11 protein-coding genes are annotated in these 13,464 nt (G+C 65.4%); 5 read left to right on the top strand and 6 right to left on the bottom strand.

All coding sequences use genetic code 11. The annotated features are described in order from the left end of the window. The first annotated feature begins 97 nt into the window (after window positions 1-97). The 3 genes from EBB56_RS01025 (at window position 98) to EBB56_RS01015 (ending at window position 2,559) form a co-directional block, all read left to right on the top strand. On the top strand, window positions 98-649 hold the full coding sequence (locus EBB56_RS01025; RefSeq protein WP_108131565.1) for a TRAP transporter small permease: 552 nt from the start codon (window positions 98-100) through the stop codon (window positions 647-649). A gap of 3 nt (window positions 650-652) precedes the next feature. Next, window positions 653-1,993, top strand: a complete 1,341-nt coding sequence (locus EBB56_RS01020; RefSeq protein WP_108131566.1) for a TRAP transporter large permease — start codon at window positions 653-655, stop codon at window positions 1,991-1,993. 83 nt (window positions 1,994-2,076) lie between these two features. Continuing rightward, window positions 2,077-2,559 (top strand): universal stress protein, encoded by a 483-nt coding sequence (locus EBB56_RS01015; protein ID WP_045991948.1) that lies wholly within the window; start codon window positions 2,077-2,079, stop codon window positions 2,557-2,559. Between the two features lie 99 nt (window positions 2,560-2,658). On the opposite strand, the gene EBB56_RS01010 is transcribed toward EBB56_RS01015, so the two are convergent. The 4 genes from EBB56_RS01010 to EBB56_RS00995 all read right to left on the bottom strand — a co-directional run bounded on the left by EBB56_RS01010 (window position 2,659) and on the right by EBB56_RS00995 (window position 6,635). After that, a complete protein-coding gene (locus EBB56_RS01010) occupies window positions 2,659-3,432 on the bottom strand; it encodes an IclR family transcriptional regulator (RefSeq protein WP_045991949.1) in 774 nt (257 codons plus the stop codon). Between the two features lie 95 nt (window positions 3,433-3,527). After that, window positions 3,528-4,805, bottom strand: coding sequence for a TRAP transporter large permease (locus EBB56_RS01005; RefSeq protein ID WP_045991950.1), 1,278 nt, complete (start codon window positions 4,803-4,805; stop codon window positions 3,528-3,530). A gap of 10 nt (window positions 4,806-4,815) precedes the next feature. Beyond that, window positions 4,816-5,403, bottom strand: a complete 588-nt coding sequence (locus EBB56_RS01000; RefSeq protein WP_124802458.1) for a TRAP transporter small permease — start codon at window positions 5,401-5,403, stop codon at window positions 4,816-4,818. After that, a complete protein-coding gene (locus EBB56_RS00995; protein WP_204248927.1) occupies window positions 5,403-6,635 on the bottom strand; it encodes a TRAP transporter substrate-binding protein in 1,233 nt (410 codons plus the stop codon). The genes EBB56_RS01000 and EBB56_RS00995 overlap by 1 nt, the downstream gene beginning before the upstream one ends. Before the next feature lie 225 nt (window positions 6,636-6,860). Here EBB56_RS00995 and EBB56_RS00990 point away from each other — a divergent pair, with 225 nt between their 5' ends. After that, entirely contained in the window at window positions 6,861-8,492 is a 1,632-nt protein-coding gene (locus tag EBB56_RS00990; protein WP_045991951.1) for a GMC family oxidoreductase, read from the top strand. Window positions 8,493-8,675: 183 nt separating this feature from the next. Next, window positions 8,676-9,725: a YeiH family protein gene (locus EBB56_RS00985; protein WP_083970279.1), complete on the top strand. Its 1,050-nt coding sequence runs from the start codon at window positions 8,676-8,678 to the stop codon at window positions 9,723-9,725. Between the two features lie 109 nt (window positions 9,726-9,834). Here EBB56_RS00985 and pta read toward each other — a convergent pair whose 3' ends face one another. Continuing rightward, window positions 9,835-11,997, bottom strand: a complete 2,163-nt coding sequence (gene pta, locus EBB56_RS00980) for a phosphate acetyltransferase (protein ID WP_124802456.1) — start codon at window positions 11,995-11,997, stop codon at window positions 9,835-9,837. Further along, complete coding sequence (locus tag EBB56_RS00975; RefSeq protein WP_045991953.1) at window positions 11,994-13,208, bottom strand: acetate/propionate family kinase; 1,215 nt, start codon at window positions 13,206-13,208, stop codon at window positions 11,994-11,996. Before EBB56_RS00975 ends, pta begins: the two co-directional genes overlap by 4 nt. Window positions 13,209-13,464 lie beyond the last annotated feature (256 nt).

Genomic DNA, 13,464 nt, shown 5'->3' with positions numbered 1-13,464 from the left:
GAATCCTCCCGGCGCCTGACTCCAGGCGCCATGAATCATGGCACCGCCGGAAGTCTGCCATTGGACGCCAGGTGGTGCCTGCTCAGAGGTCGTCGTGATGAATCGTCTATGGAAGCTCGTGGACAACCTCGAGAACTGGCTGTGCCAGCTATTGCTGGTGACCTTTGTGGCGCTGCTGTTTGCCCAGATCATGCTGCGCAACCTGTTCAGCTATTCGCTGCCCTGGGCCGATGAGCTGGCTACCTACGCCTTCGTCTGGTTCGCCTACCTGGGGGCGGTCTACGCCGCCAAGAAGTCGGCCCATAACCGCGTCACCTTCCAGTTCCGTTTCTTCCCGCGCTGGGTGGAGCTGGCCTGCGGTGCGCTGACCGACCTGATCTGGATCGCCTTCAACCTGGTCTTCATCTGGCTCAGTTACGACTTCGTGTTCAACAAGATGAATACCTTCTGGAAGTCCCAGACCCTGGGCATCCCGATGAAGGTGTTCTACCTGATCCTGCCGCTGGCCTTTGTGCTGATGACCCTGCGCATCCTGCAGAACAACTACCTGCGCTTCGTCAAGCATCGCGAGCCCGTCGATCCCGAGGCCGAGGCCATCGCCGAGGCCAAGTCCTCGACGCTGTCGTCATCCAACGAGAAGGGAGACTGATCCATGGAGACGACCATCATCTACGTGCTGTTCGGGGTGTTCTTTCTGCTGCTGGTGCTGGGCGCGCCGATCACGGTGTCGCTGGGGGTGGCCGCGCTTGCCACCTATCTGTCGCTGGGGGAGAACCCCATGGCCTTCGTGCAGATCGCCTTCACCTCGGTGGGGTCCTTTCCGCTGATGGCGCTGCCGGCCTTTATCCTCGCCGGGGCCTTGATGGAAGCCGCCGGCATTTCGCGACGCCTGGTGGATATCGCCGAGGCCTTCGCCGGGCCGGTGACCGGCGGTCTCGCCGCCGCCACGGTGTTCGCCTGCATGTTCTTCGGCGCGATTTCAGGCTCAGGGCCCGCCACCACCGCGGCGGTGGGCATGCTGATGATCCCGGCCATGGCCAACCGCGGCTATGATCGCGGCTATGGCTCTGCCATCACGGCGTCCTCCGGTGGCCTCGGCGTGGTGATACCGCCGTCCATTCCCATGGTCATCTTTGGTATCTCGGGGATGGGGCTGCAGCCACCGGCGGAGGCCGTGGCCGCTCACGGCGCCTTCCAGACGCTGTCGATTCCGAAGCTGTTCATCGCCGGCATTCTGCCCGGCATGGTGATCGCTGGCTGCCTGTTGACCGTCAACTACATCATCTCGCGCCGGCGCGGCTACAGCGGGCTGAGCGACAGCTGGTCCTGGGACACCATCGCCAGGAGCCTGAAGCGTGGCGTGTGGTCGATCCTGGCGCCGCTGATCATCCTCGGCGGTATCTACAGCGGTCTGTTCACGCCCACCGAGTCGGCCATCGTGGCCATCGCCTACACCCTGATCGTCGGCATCTTCCTGCACCGCGAGCTCAAGTGGAAGCCTACGCTCAAGACTCTGGAGACCACCACCTGGATCACCGGACGGGTGCTGTTGATCCTGTTCACCGCCACGGTATTCGGCCGCTTGCTGGTCGAACAGCGGGTGCCGGCGGTGATCGCCGAGGGCATGCTGGGACTGACCGATAACCTGTACTTGATCTGGGCCATGGTTATCGCATTTCTGCTTTTTGTCGGCATGTTCATGGAAACCCTGGCGGCTATCATGATCCTGACGCCGGTATTGCTGCCGATCATGTACATGCTGGGCATGGACCCGGTGCACGTCGGTATCGTCGTCGTCTGTGCCCTGGCCATCGGCTTCCAGACGCCGCCCCTGGGGGAGAACCTGTTCGTGGCCTCGGGCATTGGCGGCGCCTCCATCGAGGAGATATCGATCAAGGCGCTGCCGTTTGCCGCAAGCTCGGTGTTCGCGCTGTTCGTGATCGCCTACTTCCCGGAAATATCGCTGTGGCTACCCCGTATGCTGGGGTATTGATTGCGCACCGTCAGCGCACCGCAAAAAAGGCCGGGTGTCTTCGCATGTCGCGGCGACCCGGCCTCTCGCCAAGGAGTCACGCCATGCCTGTTTCGATCTCGCGTCTTCTCTGTTGCCTGGGGCTGAAGGACGATTGCCGCCAGGTGCTTGCCCACACCCTGACGCTGGCCAAGGCCACCGGGGCCGAGGTTCACGTGCTGCATGCGGTCAAGTCGTTGTCCGATGACGTCATGCATACCCTCAAGGCCAACATCGGTGAACGCGCCACCCTGGATGGCTTGATGGAGCAGCGCCTGCGTCTGGCGCGAGAGCGTCTGGACGAATTTGTCGAGGCCTTCTGGCAAGAGCACGAAGCGAACCTGCCTGGGCGCGAGGTGGTGGCCGCCAAGTCGGTGCTGGAGGGTTACCCGGCATCGGAGATTACCCGCTACGCCGTGCGCCATGACTGCGACATGATCATCATGGCCACCAACAAGCGCGGCTTCGCCTCGTCCTATGCAGGCCGGGTGACCAAGGGCGTGATCAAGCGTGCCAGTGTGCCGGTGGTGGTGGTGCCACCGATGTAGCCACGAAGAACGTCAGTCTGGCTGGCCGAGCGTGTCCTGACCCGATCGGTCAGTCAGCGTACCTTGGCAATGCGTTCATGCGTTCATGCGTTCGTATGCTCAGTGGTCGAAGGTATCCTGCAGCTGCCCGGCGATACGCCGCATCAAGGGCGCCCACTCCATCAGCGAGTCGATGCTGTGGCGCAGCCGGGGCGCGTGGATCGCCAGCGTCGCCTGGATGCGCCCGGTCTGGTCGTACACCGGCACGGCGATGGCCACCATGCCCTGGATGAACTCCTCGTTGTCGGTGCTCAGCTCCTTTTCGGCGATGTCCGCCAGGCGTCGCTCCAGCTCGTCTGCTTCGGTGGCGGTGTAGGGGGTATAGGCCTCCAGCGGCAGGTGCTTGAGCAGCTGGCGGCGCTGGGCCGGCCCCATCAGCGCCAGAAACATCTTGCCGCTGGCGGTGCAGTGCAGCGGAAGACGTGAGCCCGGCGGCAGCTGTATGCGTACCGGCCAGTTGGTCTCCACCCGTTCGTAGTAGAGCACCTCGTGACCTTCGAGCAGGGTCAGGTTGCAGGTTTCGTTGACCTCTTCGGCCAGGCGCTTGAGCAGCATACGGCGCGGCGCCTTGAGGCTCTCGTTGGCGAGCACGCCCATGGCCATGCGGTGCAGTCGTTCGCCGGGAAGCAGATGCCGTCCTTCCACGTCGCGCACGATCAGATCCTGCTCTTCGAGCTGCTTGAGCAGGCGATGCAGGGTGGGCTTGGGAATGTCGAGCTGACGCTCCAGGTCCGAGGCGCTGACGCCGTGGATCGAGGTGGCGATGGTTTCCAGCAGTACCAGGCCTCGTTGCAGCGTCGAATTGGTCGTGGTCCGAGTGCTTGCTGTAGACATACGCGATCCTTGACGACGGAAAATGGTGGCAGGCACTCATGATAACGCGGCAAGCCCGGTGAGGCTTGCCGCGTGCTCCTGCTTGCCTGTCGGTGTTACAGGTTCACCAGCATCAGTGACAGCGCCGGCCACATCGAGATGGCGATCCAGCAACTGATCAGCGCAATGAAGTAGGGGATGACGAACTTCACCAGGCGCAGGTAGGGGATCCCGGTGATGCTCGAGGCCACGTAGAGGTTGAGGCCGAAGGGCGGGGTGACGAAGCCGATGGCGGCGCCGACCAGGAAGATCACCGCGAAGTGGATCGGGTCGACCCCGGCGTTCTGGGCGATGGGCGCCAGGATCGGTGCCAGGATGATGGTCACCGGCAGGCTCTCGAGGATCATCCCGGCCAGCAGGATCATCAGCATGCAGGCCCCCAGGATCACGTAGTAGTTGCCCAGACCACTGAGCAGGTCCTGCAGCGCCTGGCCCGCGCCCAGCACCGACAGCAGTTGCTGCATCACCACCGAGATCGCGATCAACGGCGCCAGCATGCCGGCGATCTGGCCCGAGCGCAGCATGATCGAGGGCAGCGCGGTGAAGCGAATCTCGCGGGTGATCAGTAGCCCCGCGATCAGGGTGAAGCCCACGGTGATGGCGGCGGCCTCGGTGGGCGAGAACTTGCCCGAATAGATGCCGTAGATCACCACCCCGATGGTAGCGAAGCCGAGATAGGCGCGCCTGGCGAAGCGCGCGCTTTCACCCGCCTTGAACGGAATCAGGGTGCCCCAGCCGTGACGTCGCGCCACCAGGTGACAGGCCGCCATCATGCCGAACACCATCATCGCCCCGGGGATCATGCCGGCGATGAACAGGTCGCTGATCGACAGGTTCATCATGAAGCCGTAGACGATAAAGATGATCGACGGCGGGATGATGATGCCGACCGTTCCGCCGGAGGCGGCGGTGGCGGCGGAAAAGCGCTCGTCGTAGCCGTTCTTGACCATCTCCGGCTGCATGATCGAGCCGATGGTGGCGGTGGTGCCGGCGTTGGACCCGGAGATCGCCGCGAACAGGCCGCAGGCGCCGAGGGTGGCCATGCCCATGCCGCCACGCAGCCAGCCCAGTACCGAATAGGCGAAGTCGGACAGTCGCTTGGCGATGCCGGCGGCGTTGATCAAGTCGCCGGTCAGGATGAACAGGGGCAGTGCCAGCAGGCCGAAGAAGCTCAGGCCCTGGAACAGGGTGACCCCGATATTGGCCAGGGTGAAGTCGATGATCAGGCTGGTGCCGACCACCCACAGGCCGATCACCAGGAAGATCGGTACCCCCAGCAGAAAAATGGTGGTGCAGCCCGCGGTGACCAGGCCGATAAGCATGCCGTCGGTCATGACGTCTCTCCTAGTCCATGATGGACGGTTGCAGGTTGAACGGCTCGCGGCGCCGGAAGCGCGCGATGTCGCTGGCCAGGTTCTGCAGTACCCGGAAGATGATCAGCGCCCAGGCCAGCGGCGTGGCCAGGTAGAACCACCACTGCATCACGTTGTCGGTGCCCGGCACGATGGCGAAGTTCATGTGCGCCAGTTCCACCTGGGCGATGGTGAAGTGGATGACCAGGGCGCCGAAGCCGATCCACAGCACGGCGTCGAGCACCTGGCAGGCGAACTGACCGGTGTAGGGCAGACGCATGCGAATCTCGTTGAGCGACAGGTGGGTACGCTGCTTGACGTTGAGCGAGGCGCCGAACCAGGTCAGCCACAGAAACAGCAGCACCGGAATGCTGGTGCTCCAGGGCGCCTGCAGGCTGAAGAAGAAGCGGCGGATGACCTCGACGAAGATGATGCCCGCCATGCCGCTGTAGGAGATCAGGATGATCACCTTTTCCAGATTGGCGTCGAGCCACTTGAGTGGCGCCAGCCAGGCGGGGGTCGGCCGATCGGCGACGTCGTTCGACGTCGCCTGGGCCGCGGTGGCCTTGTGATCGGTCATTACGCCCTCCACCAGCGCTTCGGCGCCACGTTGACCGCCGCCATCTCACGCGGGATCTCCCGGGCGATGGTGTGGATTTCCTTGTAGATGTCGACGTCGCCGGCCCAGGCATTGAGCCGCTCGCGCCACTGCTCCCAGGGCTCTGGATTGAACTCCGGGGCGCATAGCTGCTCGGCCTGGGCGCGGATCTCGTCGGACAGCGGGGCCACCCGCACGTTGTTCTCGGCGAACACGGTGCCGGCGGCGGGGTGTTCGGTGGCGCCGACGATCTGGTAGCGGCCGGCCTCGTTCATGCCCTGGGTAAAGATCTGGGCGGCGTAGGCCGACTCCATCACTTGATCCTGCAGCTCGGCGTCCAGCGCCTCGAACTTCGACAGGTTCATGGCGGTGTGCTCGGTACCGGCGAAGAAGCGCAGGTCGACCGCCTGGGACACCACCGGTGCCATGCCGGCGTAGGCCACCGCGCTCATCCAGGTCTCGGCGCCGTCCAGCAAGCCCTGGCGTAGGCCGTCCAGGGTCTCCTCCCAGGCCACCGGTACCGGGTTGAGGCCAAGCTGCTCCATGGCGATGCGGCCAAGCTGGGTGCCGGTGACCCGGTTCTTGGTGCCCTGAAGCACCTCGAGGCTGTCCACCAGCGGCTTGTCGGCCCAGCTCTGACCCATCATCAGCCCGCGCAGATCGCAGTGGGTGAACAGGAACTGCAGGTTGTGGCGCTGGCGCATCGGCTCGCGCAAAAGGGCCTCGCTGCGATGGTCGTAGAAGAAGTGAAACATCGAGGCGACGCTCGGGAACATGTAGGCAAAGTCCAGCACGTTCAGGTAGGGCGCGCCGCCGGCGGAGTTCTGGGTCGAGGCCGAGAAGATGTCGACGATGCCCTGCTGGGCCTTGCTGACACAGTCGAGCTGGTTGCAGACCTCGTTGGAGCCCATGAACTCGACGCGGATGGCGCCGTTGGTGCGCTCCTCGACGTCACGGGCGAAGAACAGCTGCCCGGACTTCTGGATATCGAGATTGCGCTCGTTGAACCCGGAGGCGCCGAAGCGCAGCTGGAACTTGGGCTCGGTCTGATAGCGGCGTTGTTGTTCGGTGTCGGCGGCCCGGGCCAGGCTCGAGGCGGTGAGGCCAGCGCCGAGGCCACTGGCGGCCAGCAGCGTGGAGGTCATGCCGAAGCGACCCGAGATATTCAGGAAGTCGCGGCGCGACACGTCTGATGAGAAGAGGCGTGAACTCATGGAAGGCTCCCAGTCTTGTGTTTGGTGTAGGGATGCAGGGGAGTGCCGGGTCGTTCGCGCTTGGCGATCGTCGCCTGGCACCGGGCCCGATAAAGGGCCTTGACCACACCTTAGAAGTCTCTCGGGAATAGATCAATAAAAATGAGTTATTTTGTCTCGATATTGATCTTTTGAGAAAACTGTCTAGCATAAATTGAGATAAAACGTCTCGATTGAGTGAGCGACATGACAACCACAACACCACCGCCAGAGGCTTTCGACTACATCATCGTGGGGGCGGGCTCCGCCGGCTGCGTGCTGGCCAACCGCCTGAGCGAGGACCCCGAGGTGTCGGTACTGCTGCTCGAGGCCGGCGGGTCCGACTGGAATCCGTGGATCCACGTGCCCGTGGGCTACTTCAAGACCATGCACAATCCGGCCACCGACTGGTGCTACCTCACCGATCCCGACGAGGGCATCGACGGTCGCCGGCTGCAGTGGCCCAGAGGCAAGGTGCTGGGAGGGTCAAGCTCGCTCAATGGGCTTCTGTACATTCGCGGTCAGCGCGAGGACTACGACGATTGGGCGCAGCTGGGCAACGACGGCTGGGACTACGACTCGGTGCTGCCCTACTTCAAGAAGTCGGAGTGCCAGGAGCGGGGCGCCGATGACTACCACGGCGCCGACGGGCCCTTGAAGGTCTCGGATCTGCGCCTGCGCCGCGAGATCGCCGAACGCTTCATCGAGGCGGCCAAGGCCTCGGGGATTCCCGAGAACCGCGACGTCAACGGGGCCAGGCAAGAAGGCGTGGGCTACTTCCAGCAGACCTCCTACAAGGGCTTTCGCTGCTCGACCGCCAAGGCGTTTCTGCGTCCGGCGCTCAAGCGCCCCAATCTCACCCTGGTCAAGCGAGCCCACTGTCAGCGGCTGCTGCTGGAGGGCAAGCGCGTGGTCGGGGTCGAGTACCGCCAGGGGCAGAGCACCCATCGGGCAAGCGCCAGGCTCGAGGTGCTGCTGTCCAGCGGCGCCATCGGCTCGCCGCAGATCCTGCAGTGCTCCGGCATCGGGGACCCCGACCACCTGGCCGAGGTCGGCGTCGACTGCCGTCATGCACTACCAGGCGTCGGCGAGAACCTGCAGGACCATCTGCAGATCCGGCTGGTGTTCAAGACCTCCTGTCGCACCCTCAACGACGAGGTGCGTCATCCGCTGAGAAAGCTGGCGGTAGGCACCCAGTACGCCCTGACCCGCACCGGACCGCTGACCCTGGCGGCCAGTCAGGTGTGCATCTTCACCCAGTCGCGGGAGGGCCTGGATCGCCCGGATATCCAGTTCCATATGCAGCCGCTGTCGGCGGACAAGCCGGCCGAAGGGGTGCATCCGTTCTCGGCCTTCACCTCCTCGGTGTGCCAGTTGCGTCCGACCAGCCGGGGGCGTATTCGCATCACCAGCGCCGACCCCGCCGTCTATCCCTCGATCCAGCCCAACTACCTGAGCACCGAAGAAGACTGTCGCGTGGCGGTGGACGCCATCAAGGTGGCGCGACGCATCGCCGAGCAGGCACCGCTTGCCGAGGTGATCACCGATGAATACGTGCCGGGGCGGGAGTATCAGAGCGACGAGCAATTGCTCGAGGCCGCCCGGCGCTACAGTCAGACCATCTACCACCCGGCGGGCACCTGCAAGATGGGCCACGACGACCTGGCGGTGGTCGATGACCGACTGCGGGTGCACGGCCTCGAAGGACTGAGGGTGGTGGACGCCTCGATCATGCCGATCATCGTCTCGGGCAACACCAACGCCCCGACCATCATGATCGCCGAACGCGCGGCGGACATGATCAAGGCCGATCGCCGTGCCCAGGCGCGCGTCGCCTGACGTGCAGCGCTGGAACCTCGACAGCGGATCGATGCCATCGGGGCCTGGCCTTACTCGAGGCCGCGCTCTGGCCCTAACGTCGCGGTAGCGGGCTGGGCCAGGATCAAATCAATAGCGCGTCATCGGCTGACCCGCTGAGCGCGACCCCTGATACGCGAACAACGAATAAACGAGAGGACGCCCATGTCCCAGCCAACGACACACGCCAAGCCCGAGACGCCCGTGACCGGGTGGCGTCGCCATCTGGAGCCCGCCCGGGAGCGCATGCCGGGGGTGCTGATCTGCATCACCATTGCCCTGGCCACCACCTTTATCGCCGATCACTACGGTGGCCCGACCCTGCTCTACGCACTGCTGTTCGGCATGACCCTGCACTTTCTCAGCGAGCAGGGCCCTTGCCTGGTGGGGGTGGAGTTTGCCGCCCGCACCATCCTCAGGCTGGGTGTTGCCCTGCTGGGTGTACGCATCACCCTGGAGCAGGTGGCGGAACTCGGGATCGGCCCGGTGGTGACGGTGGTCGCCGGGGTGGTGCTGACCATTCTGGCGGGAAGCGTGCTGGCGCGACTGCTGGGGCTGAAAAATGACCTGGGGCTGCTGACCGGCGGGTCGGTGGCGATCTGCGGCGCCTCGGCGGCGCTGGCACTGTCTGCGGCGATGCCGCGCAACGAGATCGCCGAGCGCAATACCATCCTGACCGTGGTCGGGGTGACGACGCTGTCCACCGCCGCCATGGTGCTCTACCCGCTGCTGGTCGGCGCGCTGGAACTGACCGACACCCAGGCCGGCATCTTTCTTGGTGGCACCATCCATGACGTTGCCCAGGTGGTCGGTGCCGGCTACATGATTTCCGACGAGACCGGCGACATCTCTACCTTCGTCAAGCTGTTGCGGGTCGCCATGCTGGTGCCGGCGGTGATGGTGTTCATGCTGCTGTTTCGCCGCGCCCGTGGCGGTGAAGGCGGCAAGGTGCCGATGTTCCCGAGCTTCCTGGTGGCCTTCGTGGCGCTGGTGCTGATCAACAGTCTTGGCGTGATCCCCCAGGTGATGGTCGAGGGCATGACCGACCTGTCGCGCTGGTGCCTGGTCACCGCCATCGCCGCACTCGGTATCAAGACCTCCTTCCAGAAGCTCGCCGTGGTCGGCTGGAAGCCCGTCATCCTGATGGTCGCCGAGACCGTCTTCCTGCTTGGGCTGGTGCTGGTGTGCCTGTATACCGGCATCGCCGAGTGGTAGCGAGCGGTCCCGGGCGAGTTAGAAAGCAACGCAAAGCCCACACAAACACCGAGGCCCCGGTTCTCCGGGGCCTCGGCGTTTCTCACGGTCTGTGGCGCTGTTCTGGTCGTTACTGACCGGCCTGGATCGCGGTCAGCGCAATCGTATAGACGATGTCCTCGACCAGGGCGCCCCGGGACAGGTCGTTGACCGGCTTGTTGAGGCCCTGAAGCATGGGGCCGATGCTGACTACCCGAGCGCTGCGCTGGACCGCCTTGTAGGTGGTGTTGCCGGTATTCAGATCCGGGAACACGAACACCGTGGCGCGGCCGGCCACCGGTGACTCCGGTGCCTTCTGCCGGGCCACGCTGGCGATGGCCGCAGCGTCATACTGCAGCGGGCCATCGATGGCCAGGTGCGGGGCCCGTTCCCTGGCGATGCGGGTGGCCTCGCGGACCTTGTCGACGTCGGCGCCGCTGCCGGACTCGCCGGTGGAGTAGCTGATCATGGCGACCCGCGGCTCGATGCCGAAGGCCTCGGCGCTGGTGGCGCTCTGCAGGGCGATCTCGGCCAGCGCCTCGGCGTCGGGGTCGGGGTTGACCGCGCAGTCACCGTAGACCACCACCTGGTCGGGCAGCAGCATGAAGAACACCGACGACACCTGGCCGTAGCCGGGGGCGGTCTTGATCAGCTGAAAGGCCGGGCGCACGGTGTTGGCGGTGGTGTGCACGGCGCCGGAGACCAGGCCATCCACCTCGCCTTCGGCGAGCATCATGGTACCCAGCACCACGCAGTCATGAAGCTGGGCCTCGGCGGTCAGTGGGGTCAGCTTGCCACGTCGGCGCTCGACCATGGGCGCGATAAAGCGGCCACGCTCGGCGTCCGGGTCGAGGATCTGCAGATCGTCGGGCAGCTCCAGACCTCGCGCCTTGGCCACCTCCAGGATGGCGCGACGCTTGCCCAGCAGCACGCAGTTGGCGATACCGCGACGCTGGCACAGGATGGCCGCTTCCAGGGTGCGCGGCTCGTCGCCTTCGGGCAGCACGATACGCCGACGCTTGTGCTGGGCCATGCTGACCAGTTGATGGCGGAAGGCTGCCGGTGACAGGCGGCGCTGGGCGTCGTCGTGAATTAGTGCCAGCAGCCAGTCACGATCCAGGTGATCGGCGACGAAGGCGCAGATGGCCTCGGCGCGCTCGTGATCATCGACCGGAATGCCGCCGGACATCTCGGTGAGCCGGGCCACGGTGGCGTAGCTGTCGGTGTCCACCGAGAGGACCGGTAGCCCCGAGGCCAGCGCCGGGCGACAGACGTCGATCAGCTGCTGGCTGGGTGACTCGCCGTGGGTCAGCAAGAGACCTGCCAGGGGCACGCCGTTCATGGTGGCCAGCGCCGCCGCCAGCAGGGTGTCGTCGCGGTCCCCGGGGGACACGATCAGCTCGCCGGGACGCAGGGCGTAGAGCAGGTGCTCGGCGCTGCGGGCCCCCAGCGTCGAGTGAGCGACGCGGCGGCGATCGGCTTCGCCGTGGTGCAGGATCCTGGCATCGAGGGCGCGGGCCACGTCTACCACTCGCGGTGCGGTCAGGGAGGCCCGGTAGGGCACCGCCGCGACCACCGGCAGGGTCAGATCGGCGCCGCTGGCGAGCTGCTGCTGCCAGTGCTGGCGATGGGCGCGGGCCTCGACCTCGCTGACCGAGGCCAGGGTCTGGTCGATGGCAGAGCCGTCGCCGTCCCCCGGCAGTCGCATCAGCATGGCACCCAGAGTACGGACCGAACCCACCGCGTCGATGCTCTGGCGATGGAACTGCAACTGCTTGGCCAGCTCCTGGGGATCGGCGATCTGGCCATCGGCGACCAGTACCACCTGGGCGTCGAGGGCACTGGCCAGGCGCACGTTGAGGTCGAAGGCGTAGGCGTTTCGCGGCAGTGGGCGAACGCCCTCCACCACGATCAGCGCCGGTGCCTTGCCGGTGGCAGGGCGGGCGACGCGGGCGTGGCGCTCCACGGCGAGTTCCAGCAGACCATCGCGATCGTCGCGGCCGAGATACTGCTCCAGTGTCTGGCGCGAGATCGGACGCGGCGAACCTATGCCCAGGGTACTGGCCACCAGCGAGCGGGCGCGTTCGTCGTTGTCACTTGCCTGCTCGCCACCTTCGGACTGGCTGAAGGGCTGCAGAAAACCCGCGTCCAGCCCCAGCGTATCCAGCGCACGAAGCAGGCCGAGGCCGGCGGAGGTGAGGGCGACGCCGTCGTCGATGGGGATCAGCAGCAGCGTGCGGGACTGGGTGCTCACAGAACCTCCTCGAGCTTTGGCGTGGACGTCAGGCTCACGATCAATTCCCGGGTCTGGCTGGCGATATAGCCTTCCTCGTCGGTGGGGATGACGCGGATCTCCGGCGCCGAGCTGGCGCCTCGGTCGTGGATCTGGCCTTCCTCGCCACGCCCGAGGCTCTCGTTGGCGTCAGCGTCCAGGCGCACACCGAGGGCCTCCAGGTGGCCCAGCGTCCGGGCGCGCACCAGGGCAGAGTTTTCGCCGATGCCGCCGGTGAAGGCGATGCCGTCGATCCGGGGCAGGGCACAGGCCAGGCCCGCCAGGGACTTGGCCAGGCGGTAGCAGAAGACTTCGATGGCCAGGCTCGCGCCGGCGTGACCTTCACTGGCGGCCTGTTCGAGCTCACGCATGTCGTTGGTCAGCTCGGACAGCCCCAGCAGTCCGCTCTTCTGGTTGAGCAACTGATCGACGCCCTCCAGCGACATGCCCAGCTGCCGCGCCAGGTGCAGGTGCAGGCCGGGGTCGACGTCACCGCTGCGGGTGCCCATCACCAGGCCTTCCAGCGGGGTCATGCCCATGCTGGTGTCCAGGCTTCTGCCGGCCCACACCCCGGTGGCGGAGCAGCCATTGCCCAGGTGGGCAATCAGCCAGCCGCCTTCACCACGGGCGCTGACTTCTGCCAGGCGGCCGGTCACGTAGGCATGGCTCGAGCCGTGGAAGCCGTAGCGACGGATGCCGTGTCGGCTGTAGAGCTCTTCGGGGATGGCGTAGCGGTAGGCGTGGGGCGGCAGGGTCTGGTGGAAGGCGGTATCGAACACCGCCACCTGAGGCAGATCCTCGAACAGCCGGCGCGTGGCGACGATACCGTCGAGGTTGGCCGGATTGTGCAAGGGAGCCAGGCTGATGGTCTGGCGAATGGTGCGCACCACGGCGTCGTCGAGCAGGGTAGCGGCGGTGAAGCGCTCGCCGCCGTGTACCACCCGGTGGCCGATACCGATGGGCCGGTGGACGCCAAGGTGCTCAAGAATCGTCTTGAGCGCCAGGGCGTGGGTCGCACGGGGAAGCGAGACCTCGCGGGCGCTGCCGTGTTCGTCCGTCAGCTTGAGGCGAGCCTCGTGGCTGCCCAGGCGCTCGGCGATACCGGACAGTCGGGGAGCGTCGGGGGCCTGATCGATCAGCGCGAACTTGATCGAAGAGGAGCCGCAGTTGATCACCAGAATCGGGGCTTTCATGCCATCTCCAGAAAAGACGCCTTGGTGAGGCGAGAATGCGTGGGATGGCGGCGAATCTAGCACCGCCCCGGGGCGCGAATAATTGGCCTGGGGAGGTAGTCGAACGGCTTTGCTGGTGGATCCGACGAAGCCGTGATGAGCGTCAAGTGCATGAATCTTCGGATTAGACTTTTGTCTAACTTTGTGCGGCAGAACTGGAACCGGGCGTACAAGACTTGCATCCCCGAGCAGTCGAACGCTGCCCGGGGATGCGCCG

The sequence above is a fragment of the Halomonas sp. YLB-10 genome, from assembly GCF_003856855.1.
Classification (GTDB): Bacteria; Pseudomonadota; Gammaproteobacteria; order Pseudomonadales; family Halomonadaceae; genus Halomonas; species Halomonas litopenaei.
The sequence above is the reverse complement of the archived record's forward strand: the minus strand, read 5'-3'. Positions and strand labels throughout refer to the sequence as shown.